Annotated in this window: 14 protein-coding genes; 1 reads left to right on the top strand and 13 read right to left on the bottom strand. The window is 55.3% G+C overall.

Annotated features, from left to right (window positions below):
- Window positions 1-85: 85 nt before the first annotated feature.
- From PTW35_RS01610 to csrD, 12 genes are all read right to left on the bottom strand, one after another.
- Window positions 86-568, bottom strand: a complete 483-nt coding sequence (locus PTW35_RS01610) for a type II secretion system protein (RefSeq protein WP_281026293.1) — start codon at window positions 566-568, stop codon at window positions 86-88.
- Between the two features lie 23 nt (window positions 569-591).
- Window positions 592-1,188, bottom strand: a complete 597-nt coding sequence (locus tag PTW35_RS01605; RefSeq protein WP_281026292.1) for a prepilin-type N-terminal cleavage/methylation domain-containing protein — start codon at window positions 1,186-1,188, stop codon at window positions 592-594.
- A 43-nt stretch (window positions 1,189-1,231) separates the two neighbouring features.
- Entirely contained in the window at window positions 1,232-1,714 is a 483-nt protein-coding gene (locus PTW35_RS01600; RefSeq protein WP_281026291.1) for a hypothetical protein, read from the bottom strand.
- A complete protein-coding gene (locus PTW35_RS01595) occupies window positions 1,695-2,915 on the bottom strand; it encodes a type II secretion system F family protein (protein WP_281026290.1) in 1,221 nt (406 codons plus the stop codon). The genes PTW35_RS01600 and PTW35_RS01595 overlap by 20 nt, the downstream gene beginning before the upstream one ends.
- Window positions 2,916-2,934: 19 nt before the next feature.
- Window positions 2,935-4,650: a type II/IV secretion system protein gene (locus tag PTW35_RS01590; RefSeq protein ID WP_281026289.1), complete on the bottom strand. Its 1,716-nt coding sequence runs from the start codon at window positions 4,648-4,650 to the stop codon at window positions 2,935-2,937.
- A 2-nt stretch (window positions 4,651-4,652) separates the two neighbouring features.
- Window positions 4,653-5,912 (bottom strand): tetratricopeptide repeat protein, encoded by a 1,260-nt coding sequence (locus PTW35_RS01585; protein ID WP_281026288.1) that lies wholly within the window; start codon window positions 5,910-5,912, stop codon window positions 4,653-4,655.
- A 3-nt stretch (window positions 5,913-5,915) separates the two neighbouring features.
- Entirely contained in the window at window positions 5,916-6,758 is an 843-nt protein-coding gene (locus tag PTW35_RS01580; RefSeq protein WP_281026287.1) for an AAA family ATPase, read from the bottom strand.
- Window positions 6,759-6,761: 3 nt separating this feature from the next.
- A complete protein-coding gene (mshL, locus tag PTW35_RS01575) occupies window positions 6,762-8,426 on the bottom strand; it encodes a pilus (MSHA type) biogenesis protein MshL (RefSeq protein WP_281026286.1) in 1,665 nt (554 codons plus the stop codon).
- 17 nt (window positions 8,427-8,443) lie between these two features.
- A complete protein-coding gene (locus tag PTW35_RS01570; protein ID WP_044622405.1) occupies window positions 8,444-8,767 on the bottom strand; it encodes an MSHA biogenesis protein MshK in 324 nt (107 codons plus the stop codon).
- Window positions 8,760-9,395, bottom strand: coding sequence for an MSHA biogenesis protein MshJ (locus tag PTW35_RS01565; RefSeq protein ID WP_281026285.1), 636 nt, complete (start codon window positions 9,393-9,395; stop codon window positions 8,760-8,762). Before PTW35_RS01565 ends, PTW35_RS01570 begins: the two co-directional genes overlap by 8 nt.
- Complete coding sequence (locus tag PTW35_RS01560) at window positions 9,392-10,885, bottom strand: PilN domain-containing protein (RefSeq protein ID WP_281026284.1); 1,494 nt, start codon at window positions 10,883-10,885, stop codon at window positions 9,392-9,394. The genes PTW35_RS01565 and PTW35_RS01560 overlap by 4 nt, the downstream gene beginning before the upstream one ends.
- 127 nt (window positions 10,886-11,012) lie before the next feature.
- The gene (gene csrD / locus PTW35_RS01555; RefSeq protein ID WP_281026283.1) at window positions 11,013-12,983 is read right to left on the bottom strand and encodes an RNase E specificity factor CsrD; all 1,971 of its coding nucleotides are present in this window, start codon (window positions 12,981-12,983) and stop codon (window positions 11,013-11,015) included.
- 251 nt (window positions 12,984-13,234) lie between these two features.
- Between csrD and PTW35_RS01550 the strand changes: the two genes are divergently transcribed.
- Window positions 13,235-14,122, top strand: coding sequence for a LysR family transcriptional regulator (locus tag PTW35_RS01550; protein ID WP_281026282.1), 888 nt, complete (start codon window positions 13,235-13,237; stop codon window positions 14,120-14,122).
- Window positions 14,123-14,193: 71 nt separating this feature from the next.
- Here PTW35_RS01550 and PTW35_RS01545 read toward each other — a convergent pair whose 3' ends face one another.
- The gene (locus tag PTW35_RS01545) at window positions 14,194-14,745 is read right to left on the bottom strand and encodes a single-stranded DNA-binding protein (protein ID WP_281026281.1); all 552 of its coding nucleotides are present in this window, start codon (window positions 14,743-14,745) and stop codon (window positions 14,194-14,196) included.
- Window positions 14,746-14,890: the final 145 nt, after the last annotated feature.

Raw genomic sequence — 14,890 nt, 5'->3', positions numbered from 1 at the left:
TGTTATGGTCTCTATTTATTCAGGGCGATAATCAAAATTATCACCCTGAATAAATAGCGCTCCGAGGAGCGCTATAGCATATTGGTTACTTACAATCTTTCACTGTAACTTTTGCAACTTTGTCAGTTGTTGTACCTGTTGCCTGTACATACTCAACATAACACTTAGTTGCACCACCTGTTGGAACAGAGTAATCCTTCAGTGTGTATGCGATAGTTGTACCCTGAGTTGGTGTTGCTGCGGAAACAGCTTTCCATTCTTCAGAATCGGCTAGTCCTTGCACTACTTTATCAAGTGAGTCTGCCTTAGGATAACCATAAGCGATATTTACAGTTTCACCGTCAATTGTTAGCGTTGAACCTTCATCTTGCTCTTTACCTTCAACAGCAGCTTTACCATAAGTAATACCTGCAGCACCATTAATTGCACCTTTCAATCCTTGTAACGCAGAGTTACGAGCATCATCTTGCAGGTTCAAAAAGCGAGGGGCTGCTGTTACAGCTAGGATACCCAAAATAACGATCACAACGACCATTTCAATTAGCGTAAAACCGCCTTGACGTTTCATATTATTTCTCCAAATACAAATTATTATTGAATGTTGACGACAACAGAGCCTTCTTTAGGCGTATACGTAAATGAGTGTGCCGACGTTATCTGAGCAACACCATTTGCATTATTTGTTACTGACGCAAGCTGGAAGTAAGTACAGGCTGAATTATTGCCGTTGTTATCCTTACGTGCTGCGTACTGGTACTTACCGTTCAGGACATCACCGGAATCAATCTCTGCCACCTGAGGCGGGTTTTGCATCAACTGCTCAAACAGCACCTTGCATTCGGTATTATCCAAACCGCCAATGGAGGCTGTGTTGTCCTGACCGTAATGGATCGGGTAACCCACACGGACATCGTTTTGCTCAGCGGTCAGCATGAACGTCGAACCGTCATAGCTCACGCTATTCACTTTGGCGTTATTCACAATTGCAGAAGGGCGACCGTTCGCCTCCCACTGGGCACGCGCTGAAAGAACGGCTGTTGCATAACCACCCGCCACACCTTCAATCGACGCTTTCTTCGCTTCATCCGTGACGTTCAAAAATCGCGGCAAGGCAGCAACAGCAAGCAGGCCGACCACGATAATGACAATCACCAATTCCACCAACGAAAAACCGGCTTGTTTCTTCATCTTTACTTACTCAATTTTTGTTTTTGTCAATTCGACGGCAGCATTATTCGGGCAGCGTCAAAAAACCGTTGGTGTGTATTGTCTCATTTTCATAAAATAATGCTAGCCATTTTCCGTCAGTAATTTGGAAATAACACGAATTATAATGCACTGATCGCACTTCTTTTTTATCCACAAGGCTCAAGTAATCGACAGGCGCCTGTCTTGATGACAGCAAATTCCACATTTTTGCACAATCAATGTGCTGATCTCGGATAATTATCGGCCAACCTTTATGGGTAAACGAGTATTCGATCCCATTGGCCTGAGAGTGGCTGGGCTTATTTTCCAGCTCCCACTGCTGGCGCAATGACGCGGCACTACGGCTCATTGTCTGCGCCAATAATTTGACCCTGGTGCGTTCAGCCTGCTCATTGACCTTATGCCATTGCACCAGCAACACCCAGATCATCAGGAAAATGACGCCGCCCCAGAGAAACCAGCGCATATGACCGAAGTGCTTGAGGTTAGACACCGCGCGCAACATCCAGCAGGCTCCACATTGGCAGGAAGATACCCAGCGCCAATACCAGCACCATAATCGCAACAATAAACAGCAAGATAGGTTCGATACGGGCCGTCAGTGTCTTGAGGTCATAATCCACTTCACGGTCGTAGAAATCCGAGACTTCAAGCAGCAAATCATCGACCTGGCCGGTCTCTTCGCCCACCGCGATCATCTGCAGTACCAAAGGAGTAAACACCCCGGACTGGCGCGCCATCGCGGCAATACTGCTACCACTCTCGATACCGTTTTTCATCTCGATGAGACGGTTTTCAAGGTAGTGGTTGCCCAGCGATTCCGCCGCCATCTGGATCGCCTGATTGAGCGGCACACCAGCGCGTATCATTAGTGAGAAAGTGCGGGAAAAGCGCGATAGCTGGGCTCGATTAACAATATCGCCCACAATTGGCACTTTTAACCGGAATTTATCCCACTTTTCGCCACCCGCTGGGGTTTGGCGCCACATCTTCAAACCGATCCAAATCACCACGACCGCCCCCAGCATCAGAGGCCAGTAATGGACAAAGAAATTCGAGGTTGCGATCAGGATCCGGGTCGGCAGCGGCAACTCTACCCCGAAGCGGCTGAACATCGAGGCAAACTGCGGGATCACCTTAATATTCAGTACCGACATCGCCAGCGTGATAGCGATCAGAACAAAAGTGGGATAGCGCATCGCCGACTTGATCCGGCGGCGGGTTTCCATCTCCTGCTCGAAATACTGCGCCAGCTGGAGCAGCGTTTCATCCAGCCGACCGGTGTTTTCACCGACACTGATCATCGACACGAACAGCTCGGAGAACACCCGCGGGTGGGCCTGCATTGCCACCGACAGCGCCTTACCGTTGGTCAGCTCCACCACCACGGCATCCAGGGTTTCGCGCATCAAGGGGTGGCTGGCACTCTGGCCCAAACCACGTACCGCACGCAGCAAAGGCACACCGGCTTTGGTCAGGCTATAAAGCTGACGGCAGAAAATCACCAGCACCTCGAGCGGGATCCGGCTCTTGAACAGGCGGTCAATATCCAGCCCGGCCGATTTGGCTTTACCTTCGCGAATTTCCAGCGGAATAATGCCTTGGCGCATCAAGATATCTGCCGCGGCATCTTGCGAGGCAGCTTCCAGCTGCCCCCGCTTCATGTCACCCTGGGCACTGCGGCCGCGGTAATTAAAAATTGCCATCTCTCGTACCTGCTAGCCGTTAGACCACATAACTATTGTGCTCATCACCCTCACCGAGCAGCAGCACTTCATCCAGGCTGGTGACGCCTTCCAGCGCCAGCTCCATCGCCGACTCGATCAGCGGCTTATACCCCGCGGACTGACGGGCTATCTGGCTGAAATGCACGGCATCACCGGCACGCAATGCATCCATCATATCCGGCCGTATTTCCAATAGCTCAAACACCCCGATACGGCCACGGTAGCCGGTAAAGTTACAGGTCTGGCAGCCCCGTCCCTTGCGGAAGGTCGTCTCGGTCAAATGGGGGAACCGCGCCATCAACCACTGCTGCTTGTCGGCCTCGAGCTCATGGTCAGTCGCACAGTCTTTACAGACCCGGCGTACCAGGCGCTGAGCCAGTACCGCCCGCACCGCACTGGCAACCAGGTAGCCAGGAGCTTCCATGTCGATCATTCGCAGAGCACTGTCTACGGCATCGTTGGTATGCAGGGTGGACAGCACCAGGTGGCCGGTCAGGGCCGAGCGCAGGCCGATCTCCACCGTTTCCTGATCGCGCATCTCGCCCACCAGGATGATATCGGGATCCTGGCGCAGGAAGGTACGCAGGATCGACGAGAAGTTCAGGCCTATCTTGCTGTTGACCTGAACCTGGTTGACCCGCGGCAAGCGGTATTCCACCGGATCTTCCGCGGTGATCAGCTTCTTGCCCGGCTGGTTGAGCTCACTCAGCGCGCCATACAAGGTGGTGGTTTTCCCCGAGCCGGTCGGGCCGGTAACCAGGATCATACCGTGCGGCCGGCGCAACTGGCGGCGGAAGCGCAGCAAGATATCTTCGGGCATACCAATCTGCTCAAGGCTCAAGATCCCCGCCGACTGGTTGAGCAGACGCATCACCACGGATTCACCGTGCTGCACCGGCATGGTCGATAGACGTACATCGACCGACTGGCCGCGCACCGACATATTGAAGCGGCCGTCTTGCGGCAGGCGCTTCTCGGAAATATCCAGGCTGCCCATCAGCTTCAGGCGCAGCACCAATGCCGATGCGACACCAGATTCCTTGAGCAGGGTTTCGTGCAGCACCCCATCGATACGCTGGCGGATCCGCAACACATCGCTGTCCGGCTCGATATGGATATCCGATGCCCCCACCTGAATTGCATCTTCAAACAGCGAATTGATCAGCTTAACAACGGTGACTTCGTCATTGTCGTTGTCCTCCAAGCCAAACGCGTATTCCGAGTGGTGCTGGTGCTCGGCCTGCAGCTGCTCGGCAAAGGAGACAATTTCCTGGGTACGGCGGTAATAGCGGTCAAATGCCGTGATCAGCTGGCGCTCCGAGGCAATCACCAACTCGATCCGGTACTGTGCCAGCTGGTCGTAAACCGCTTCCTGAGAGGCCAGATCCGCCGGATCACTCATCGCCACCCGGACCATGCCGTCCTGTTCGCTGAGCACCAATGCTCGCAGGCGGCGCGCATGGACTTCGGCCAGCAGGGCCACCGCATTGGTATCTATCGTCAGGCGGTTGAGATCGACCAGCGGAATATCAAGCTGGCGGGAGAGGAACTGCAGCATTTTCTGCTCGCTCAGGAACCCCATGCTGATCAGGGTATCCCCCAGCTTGCGGCCGGTTGACTGCTGGTTGTCCAGCGCCTGTTCCAGCATATCCTGCGAGACGATGCCCTCTTCAATCAACAGGTCGCCAAGGCGTTTACGTAGTCGAAGTGCCATAATTACCCCTTGCTATTGGCCAGCACGGCCAGGCGTTGGCGAATAAACTGTTGCGTCTCACCGGAGATCTGCCCCATCCGCAATGCCTGCTGGTAGGCCTCTTCGGCTTCGGCCAAGTCCTGGTTACGCTCCAAGGCCACCCCTAGCCCCAGCCACCAGCGGCCATCATAAGGCTCGGCTTTGACTAGGTTGTGGTAACTGCTCAGGGCCAAGTCATTTTGGTTAAGCTGCTGGGCCAAGGCACCGCGCATCGCCAAATAATCGCTATGGGCATAACTTGGCAACTGGCTCAGTACGTTCAGTGCCGCCTGCTGCTGTGACTCGTTAACCAGCAGCTTGGCCATGGTCAGGCGCAGATCCGGCTGACCGGCATCCAGCGACAAGCCTTGCTGCAGCGTCGCCATCGCGCGGCGGGTTTCTCCCCGTCCGTAATACAGTGCCGCCAGTTTCTGGCGTGCCGTGATCCACTCAGGGTTGTATTTCACCGTCGTTTCCAAAAAGCTGATCGCCTTGCGGCTATCGCCCTGTTTGAGGGCCTTTTCAGCTTTCCTGTATTCAATCTGGGCCAGCTGACCGGCATCGAGCTCGACCGTTTCAATCATCAGGCTCTCTTCGCCATCGGCTATTTCCATGTCGCCACTGCGATGGATGTCATCAGCATGGCTCAATGTCGTTACCGGCTCAGGTGTCGCAGGCTCTGAAACAACAGGCTTTGCTGCCGGCGCTTTCTGAACCGAAGCCTTAGGTGCAGGGGCTTTCGGGGCAGCAGCTTTAGGCGCTTTAACCTCAGCCACTGGCGCTTGTGTCACTACCGTTTGCTGTTGTGCGGGCTGAGGAGCGGCTTTCACAGACTCTTTCTCAACCGACTTCTTCGCAGGCTCTTGCGGCAAGACCGTTTGTTCAACCTCTGTCATGTTAGCGACAGGTTGCGGCTCGGCCGTCACCTTTTCAGCTTTATCCACCATGGCTTCTGCGATAACCGGAGGCTCTGCAGCAATGGGCTCTGAAGCAGCTTCTGCCGGCGCGACCGGGTTGACCGCCATGACTACCTCGCCGACCGCATTGTCGCTGGACCACAACTGCCAGCCACCTATACCCATGGCGATGCCAAGGCCCAGCACGCCCAGTGTCGCCCAAGGCTTGAGGCTTGCTTGCTTGACCGGCTTAATCGCTGCCGGCTTGATTTCACTGCGACTGAGGCCTCTTTGTTGCTGGCCCTGCTGGCGGCTTAGCGCGCTCAGTTTTTTATTCAATTCACTCATAGATTATTGCCATCCCCATAGTACCGGGTAGGTCCATCTTGGCTGGCGCGCGCCCAAGGTGTCGCGGATTGCCACGAGTACCTCTTCACGCCCAGCCATCAATTTGTCTTCACTGTATGCGGCAATTAACGCCTTGTGACACAGCTGGTTAATTAGTCGGGGGATACCGCCACTGGCCTGCCATATCGCCTTGCCCTGCGGCAGGGCAAACAGCTCGTGCTGGATACCGGCAGTCTGCAGGCGGTGCTCGATATAGGCCAGGGTCTCGGCCAGATTGAGTGGCCTTAATTCGCTACGGAACGTGATCCGCTGGCGGAACTGGCGCAGCTCATGCCTGGCGAGCTGCCGGTCGAGCTCAGGCTGCCCCAGCAGTACAATGTGCAGCAGCTTTTCCTGCTCGGTTTCCAAGTTGCCCAGCAGCCGAATGGCCTCCAGGGCATCATCCGGCAGAGCCTGTGCCTCATCGATCAATACCACAACGGTTTTCCCCGCCGCTTTGCGTGCCAGCAGAGCTTGCTGCAGCCGGTCGGCCAGCAGGCTATTGTCACCTTCGCTTGCCAGCCCCAACTCACGGGACAAGGCAATGCGCAATGCCGGGCCGCTCTCGGCTGGCGTCGGCAAGTAAGCCAGCTCAAAGTGCGCAGGCAACTGGTTGATCAGCATTCGACATACCAAGGTTTTACCCGTGCCCACTTCACCGCTGATCTGGATGATCCCCTCGCCCATCCCCAGCGCCGCCAAGGTGGTATCGATCGCCTCCAGGTGCGGTGGCAAGGCATGGAAAAAATGGGTATTGGGTGTCAGGCCGAAAGGCGCTGACACCATGCCGAAATGCTCGAGGTACACGGCTTAGCCCTCTTCGGGGAACCACTCGTTGAGCAGGGCGCGGGAGCGTTCCACTTCCTGCTGCCAGGTCTGTTCGCCGACGACCGTAGGCTTGAGCAAGATCACCAGCTCGGTCTTGACCTGCAGCTTGTTGACGTTACGGAACAGGTGCCCCAGCATCGGGATATCCCCCAGCAGCGGCACTTTCGACACTTGGTCGGTGGTCGCCGATTTCATCAACCCGCCAATCACCACCACATCACCAGAGCGGGCGTGGATCACCGAGTCCGACTCGCGGATAGAGCTCTTGGCCAGCGGCAGCTGGTAGGTACCGAAAGTATCACCCAGGGCAATATCGCGGATCTCGGTTTCAACATCGATAACCGCCGGGTGGACGTGGAGCAAGACACTGCCCTCATCGCCAATCTGCGGGGTCACATCCAAAGAGATCCCTGAGAAGAACGGTGTCAGCTCGATATCCGGCGAGGCGGTTCCGCCATCACTGTTGACCTCGCCGCCGGAAATGTCGGTCACGAAGTACTGATCGCTACCTACTTTGATCACCGCTTTCTGGTTGTTGGCCGCCGTCACCCTCGGGCTGGACAGCACGTTCAGATCGCCCTGGGTATCGAGGAAGCTCAGTACGGCTTCGAAGTTACCGTCCGAGATCGTAATGTTGGTCTGCCCGCCCAGCAGCGCAGCAATCGGGTCGGCCCCCGGCAAGGTCGGGATAGTGCCGTTGGAAATATTGCCGCGGCCGAAGACAATTTCTGTACCGCCAATGGTCTTGGTAATATTGCTCCAGTTGATCCCCTGCTGGTAGCCATCACTCAGGGCCACTTCCATGATCTTGGCTTCCAGTACGACCTGACGCTTAAGGCGCTGCTGGGAAACACCGAGAAACTCTTTGACTTCGCGCAACTCGTTCGGATAGGCACGGACCGAGATCAAGCTCGCCTGCGGCGAAACCACAATGCTCCGTCCCTGGCCGCTGCCAATCATCGCCTGCACGGCTTTTTCCAGCTGGGCCCAGAAATCACTTTCCGAGACAGTTTCGATCGTCGTGCCACCCGTGGTGGTTGAGCTGTTATTGTTATTGCTGTTGTTTTTATTGCTGCTGTTGCCGGTGTTGTTTTTGGAGTTACCGGCGTTGCCTGAATTACTGTTGGTGATTGAGCCGGTAGTCAGCGAGGTCAAAGAAACACCGCGGCGCTGCAGCTGGAGGTAGTCGACAGGGATCACTTCCGTGCGCAAGGTGGCCGGGAAAACCTGGATTATATTGCCCTTGCGAGTCGTGTTGTAACCGTAAATATCGGAGACCACAGACAGCACTTCGTCCAGCGTGACATCGCGCAGGGTCAGGGAGATACGGCCCTGCACATCCGGGTGGATAACCATATTGAACGGCGTGCCTTTCACCAGGCTACCGAAGAATGCCTTGGCTTCAACATTGCGGGCATTAACCCGAAAGCGCTTTTCAAGCACTGACTGGCTAGCATAATCCATCCCGTCGAGGCCCGGCATCAAATCATTGCTGACCGCCGGCGGTAGATCCATCAATGGTCTACTGTTCGCTTCGTTGGCGGCCTGGTTAAGGGCACCTTTGACCTCCACCGGGTCTCGGTGTCCCATATTGGTCGAGCATCCTGCCAGGGAAGCCATGACTACGGCTACTATTAATCCACGCATGTTTACCACTTCTTGTTCTACTCTGACTTTATGTTATCGGCGAACATTTCCAGCCGCCATTGCCGCCCACCCCGCTGCAAAATGACGTAATCATCCGTCACCTGACTGAGGGTATAACCGCTTATTCGCCCGCCGGTCCCGACAGACACACTGTTAAGAATTGCCCGGCATGCCTGACCATCCTGATCGCAAAAGATCCCCTGCAACTGCGGCAGGCGTGCCCGTGACGGGCTTGTCTTGACCGCCGGCGCCTGCCAGCCCAATGGCGCAGTCGGATCCTGCGCGGCCTGTGCCAGCGGTATCAACAGCCATACCACTACCACCATTGCTAATCTAACCACCAATAAAGTCCTCGCTTACTCCGAGTGTGTAGACTTCCAGCTGGATATCGGCCCAAGGGTAGTTATCCACCCGGTAATCCAAGCTCCGCCAGTAGTACTGGACTGGCAGCGCTTCCAGCTGTTCGAGGTAGCGGATCAAATCAAAGTACCGGCCGCGCAATGTCAGCCTCACCGGGTGGATGTAATACCCCTGATCTTCCCCACCGACCAACTCTACCGGCGGCAGAGACTCCAACGACAGAAGCTTTAGCTGACGCGAATGCTGGAGCACTTTCTCCATCAAAGCCGACATCTGTACCGGCGTAACCAAACTCGATACCCGCCCATCGAGCTGGGCATCCAGCTCTGCATTCTGCTGCTCCAGCAAGGTGATCTGCTCATCGATATCAGCGTCAGGATCCCCCTTGAGCTTGCGCTCCATCACCAACAGTTGATTTGTGTTGGTAAGCAGGGCATTTTTCACCGACTGCAGCTGCCCCTTGGCGGCATCAACCGCTTTCATCTGGGGCTCAATCACCACGATAAAGCCGACGAACAGCAGGGCAATCCAGCCCGACAGGGCGATCAACCACTTCTCTCGCTGGGTCAGCAGGGCAAATTTGTCACACAGCGTCTGCCATTGGTTCATTGGGCGACTCCTTGCGTGACAGCAGGTGCTGCAGGCTGATTTCGCTCTGCCAGCAGCTTGAAGGTCACGATATTCTGTTTGTTACGGCCGAGCGTCATCAGCTTGAAGCGGCGATCCGACAGCGATGGATACTGCCTGAACTCCTGCAACCAAGCCGGAACAGCATCCGGGGTTCGCGCCAACCCTTCAAGATTGAGCTGCGGCCCTTTTACTCTCATGTGCTGGACCGAGATATCACCACTGGCTGCCGCCGACAACTGCTGCATCATGCCGGCATACCCCACCTGCAAGCTACTGTCATGCAGGGCGATGGCCTCCAGGGCAGCCTGCTTCTCGGCGAGGTGCTGCTCCAAACCGTTGGCCACATCCACCTTAAGCTGGCTCGGCAAATGCTTGGCCAGAGCAGCCTTGGTCCGTTCGAGCTCTGCGGATCTTTGCTGCAGGCGCTGCTGCTCAGCAGCTAGCTCTCGCTGTTGCTGGTAACTCTGCCAGCTAAACCAGCCAGCCAACGCCGCCAATACCACAGTGATCGCCACCCAGCTCATTACGACATTGGGAAGGGTCAACAGCTCAAGCTTTGGCTTGAGGGCATCGCTGTAGAAGTTAATCCCGACATGCTCGGGCTCTATCACGGCACAATAGGCCACACGCACGGCGTTGCTGGCCAAAGAAGGATGCGAAGGGGTAACTGGCTCAACCTTGACGTTGAGGCGCTGGCTCAACGCTTGGGCTAGCTCACTGTCGTCATCGTCATCACAGGAAACCAGCAGCTGGGTGATCGGAGCATCACGCAGCTGAGCGCTAAGGAAGTCCAGCGACCGCTGCAGCTCCAATGCCAACCCATCGAGCTGTAAGCCTTTTTCCAGCGACTGGGCATCGTCACCTGCCAACAACGGCACGCTGAAGCCGCGAAGCTGACGCTGGAAGCACAGCACCTGCTGTTTGAAAGCCGACAGCTGCAGGTTGGCTTTCCCCCGGCGGTGCAAGACCAGCTGGCTTCGCTCAAACGCGGTCAGCTGTCCCCATACCACTTCTTCGGCGGAAACCGACAACAGCTCGCACCCCGCCTCCCGGCAGACCTTGTCCAGCTGTTCAATTTGCTTTTTCTGGGTCGAAAATGCCTGCAGGCGCTCTTTCAACGGCGCGACAAAACCATCGGCCACCAGCTCCATCGGCGACTCGTTGACCAGCTCTTTGACCAAAAAGGGCAAGGCCGTCGGATACTCTTCCCGCGGCAGCTCGGGCTTGTCGATCAACATACTCTGATACAAGCCATGGCCTAGCACCAGGCGCAACTCCGCCCCTTTTAGCTGGTGCTTCTCAATCAAGGAACGAATCGCCCCCGGCCAGCCGATCAGTCCCGACACCGGCTGCTCATCCGTTACCCATGATTTATTTTCCTGGTACACCAAAGCCACGGTATCGGCGAATAATGCCATCCCCGCCACAGGAGAATGTGTCTTCTTCCTCAACAATTTCTTTATTATCATTTCAGGCTACTTGGTTTAAACAGGCTTATTTCAAGAGGTATCGCAGGAATTCACTATCCTTGACAACAAGTGTCAATATTTTGACCATTATAATGATAATTCCCTTAATGAATAGTGATTTTTTGCTCTACCCTGTATTTTTTCCAAACAATTTCCGTGGGTTATTATTATTTCCAGTATCATTCTCTGCTGAAATTTCAGGCGAAAAGTAGCGACCTTGACCGCCATTTATCCCTAACTGCTTGAGAACTTGCCACTCATTGGCATTTTCCACCCCCACAGCAATCACCTTGACCTCGGAATCAGCACAAGCCCCCAGCATACTTCTAACAAATAACTGGTTTTCCTGGCGCAGATTTATCTCACGAACCAAGCTGCGGTGCAGTTTGATGTAATCGGCACAGATATCCTTGATATAGTGGGTACTGACAATGGTTCTGCCGGCCTGATCAACCACCAGGCTGCAGCCAAGGCCAACCAGCATCCGGGTTACCGGGCGCATCGCATCCAAATGCTTGACCAGTCCCCCCTCGGGAATTTCGAACGACAGCCGGTTGAGCACCGTACGCGGGGTCTGCAGCAATTCGTCCCGCAGCCATTTGACAAAGCTCTTCTCCAGCAAGGCCTCTACGCTGAGATTGACCGAAATCGACTCGGTTACCGGCTCGCTCTTAAGCATGTGCAGTGCCTTGGTCACCACGATTTTATCCATCCGGGCACTGAAACCGACTTGCTCGACAGCGGTGAGGAAACGCGATGCTTTGATCATCATGCCGTTCTCATCCCTGATGCGGGACAGCAACTCACGATGTAGCGGGCTACCGTCCACCAACTGCACCGACTGCTGATACAAGGCCGGCCCGCCGTTGCTGAACACAGCATCGAGCAAAGTCCGCCAACGTACACTGCCCCTGGCATCTTCAAACTGCTGATCTTTCTTGAAGGCATACCAGCTGTTGGAGCCCTGCAACTGGGCACTGCGCAGCGCCATGTCCGCTTCGTCCATGATCCGGCCTCGGCGCTCGCCGCTGGCACAGAAGGTTACCCCGATATGGCACCAGTTGTCGGGCTCCAGCGGTGCTGGCGGCGACAGCCGATCCAAGGCGTTCATCAGCGTATTGCTGAACTGCTTGACCTCCTTGGCCGACTGCTGCGGCAACAGAATGGCAAACTCCGCATCGAAATAGCGCGACAGCACCGTATCCGGGTAGCGCTGGATAAGGTTCGATAAAATCCCGCCGACATCCTGGATCAGCTCATCGGCCTCGGCTTTGCCCTTGTCAGCCAGCAGCTCTTCCCAGTCGGTGATCCGGATCAAAATGACCGCTCCATGGGTTTCCTGATCCTGCAGCATCGACTGCAATCGGCTATCGAACAACACCCGGTTGGCCGCCCCTGTCAACTGGTCGAGGAAGGTATGGGTTCGAATAAAGGTGTCGAAACGACTGCGCTCCTGTCGGGCATCCTTGAGTTCGGCGATCATCTTGTCGAGGGCCAGACTGGCTGTGGCAGGCCACTCCTGCTCATCGCCCACGGCATTTTCATCCACCCTGCCTGCCAGGATCATCCTCCCTCGGTGCTCGAGCAGCTCCGAGCCGTAAAGCTGGCGACGCAGCCAGTCCATCCCCCAAACCAAGCCCATGATGATGATCGCCACGGCCAAGCTTATCGACGACATCGCACCTAACGAGTAGGTAAACTCGGTATATGGTGGGATCGATTTCATGGTGACGGTGAAGCCTGGGTTGTGTTCGAGCTCGTAGCGGCTCTGATGGAGGATATTCGGGTCGGTCAGCGGCTGTAGCCCCTTGAAAGCGTATACCACCCCGGCCTCGCTGCCGACTTCCAGCTCCACCACATTACTGGCCTTGAGCAACTTGGGCAGCCAGCGCGAAATCGCCTGCGAACCTTGCGGATCGGCCAACTCCTGATCGATGACCCCGACCACCCCTTCCAGATAATGGGTCAGGTAGTCCTGCCCCAACTTACGGAAACTTACCGCCCCGCCAATAAAAATGACGAAAATGGCAGAGATAACAATTAATGTGACAAAGGCGACTAGACGGTTGGTTAACCGCATCCCTGAAGCTTTTCTCATAGGCAGCCAAAAAAACTCATATAGTCAAACAGATACTTAGCCAGATCAAACACCAGAAAGACCAAGGCATGGGCGTATAGTGAAAGCAAAAATACCATTGTATTGATCATGCTGTCAGTGCCAAAGTCGACAAATTAACAATTTTGTAAACCCTTGTAAGACATAAACCGTCTGAACCGGGAGGAAACTCATGGTAATGTAAGGAAATCTGCAACTTCGCCTCCCACCAGCGCAATAGGGTTATTAACAACATGGATTGGATCACCTGCACCAAAAGCTTTGTTACCGTTGTCGATCAGGGCTCACTGGCCCAGGCTGCCACCAAGCTCAATACTTCCAGCTCGGCCCTGTCCAAACGTTTGGCCTGGCTGGAAAAACAGCTGGGCGTGCAGTTGCTCAAACGTACCACCCGCAGCCTGACCATGACCGATGCCGGCCGACTCTTTTACCAGCGCAGCGCACGCCTGCTGGATGACTGGCACCAGATGCTGGCAGAGACCACCTCGACCTATGGCGAAGTCAGCGGGGTATTGCGGATCGGTGCGCCGCTGGCGGTTGGCAGCCGCCTGCTGGTCAACTACCTGGCAGAGTTCATCGAGGTGTATCCCAACATCCAGGTCGAGCTGCATACCATTACCCCTGGCCAGCTCCCGGATCTCAACCTGGACGTCTTTATCAGCAAGGAGCTCACCGATTTCAATTCATCGAGCTATATCGCCACCAAGCTGTTCAACTTCCGCCATGGCTTCTATGCCGCCCCGTCTTACCTGGAAGGAAAACCGCTGATCGACAGTCCTGATCAACTGGCACAGCATAACTGCCTGATGTTCGGCACTCATGGCCACGAGCAAGAGCATTTGTTTGAAAATGAGGTCAGGGTGCGCCTCAAGGGCAACTTCACAACCCAGAACCCGGAGGCGCTGGTCGCCGCCGCCGTGGCCGGGATGGGGATCATTCTGGCGGGAGAGAACACCGTCAAGCGCGAACTCAGCAAGGGCTTGCTGGTACCGGTATTGCCCGAGCTCAGACAACCCGTGAGTTCGGCCTACGCCTACTACCCCAAGCTCGACTACAACCATGTCAAAACCAAGCTGTTCATTGACTTTATCAAGGCCAAGTCCAACCCGGCTCACAGCTAACAGACAATAAAAAGCCCCGCATCGGCGAGGCTTAATCGTTTGGGTCAGTGACCTGTCAACACAGCAAGTGCTTAGAACGGAATATCGTCGTCGAAATCCATTGGCGGCTCGTTGTACTGAGGCTGAGGAGCAGCCTGCTGCTGTGGAGCCTGTTGCTGTTGCTGCGGGGCAAAATTCTGCTGAGGCGCCGCTGCTGGCTGCTGAGGCTGGCCCCAACCACCCTGCTGCTGGCCGCCACCCATTGGTGCGCCCATACCCTGGCCACCGCCCTGACGGCCGCCAAGCATCTGCATTACACCGTTGAAGCCCTGAACCACAACTTCTGTCGTGAAGCGGTCCTGACCGTTTTGGTCTTGCCACTTACGCGTCTGCAGTTGGCCTTCGATGTATACCTGAGAGCCCTTACGCAGGTACTCACCAGCTACTTCAGCTAGCTTGCCGAATAGCGCCACACGGTGCCATTCCGTCTTCTCGCGCTGCTCGCCAGTGTTCTTGTCACGCCAGCTTTCAGAGGTGGCAATGGTAATATTTGCTACTGCACCACCACTTGGCATGTAACGGATTTCCGGATCATTACCCAAGTTACCCACGAGGATAACTTTGTTTACGCCACGACTGGCCATAGTTCACTCCGATCTCATTATCGACGCTGGGAAAAACCAGCTGCCGTTATTGAAAGTTTATACTTAATCGCGCAGTCTATCATGCTTCACCCCTGATCGAACAGGGCTGAATCCGAGTAAAATACAGCAAATGCCAGCACGAATA

This window comes from Photobacterium sp. DA100 (assembly GCF_029223585.1).
Taxonomy (GTDB): Bacteria; Pseudomonadota; Gammaproteobacteria; order Enterobacterales; family Vibrionaceae; genus Photobacterium.
Note: the sequence above shows the minus strand (reverse complement) of the source record. Positions and strands in the feature narration are given on the sequence as shown.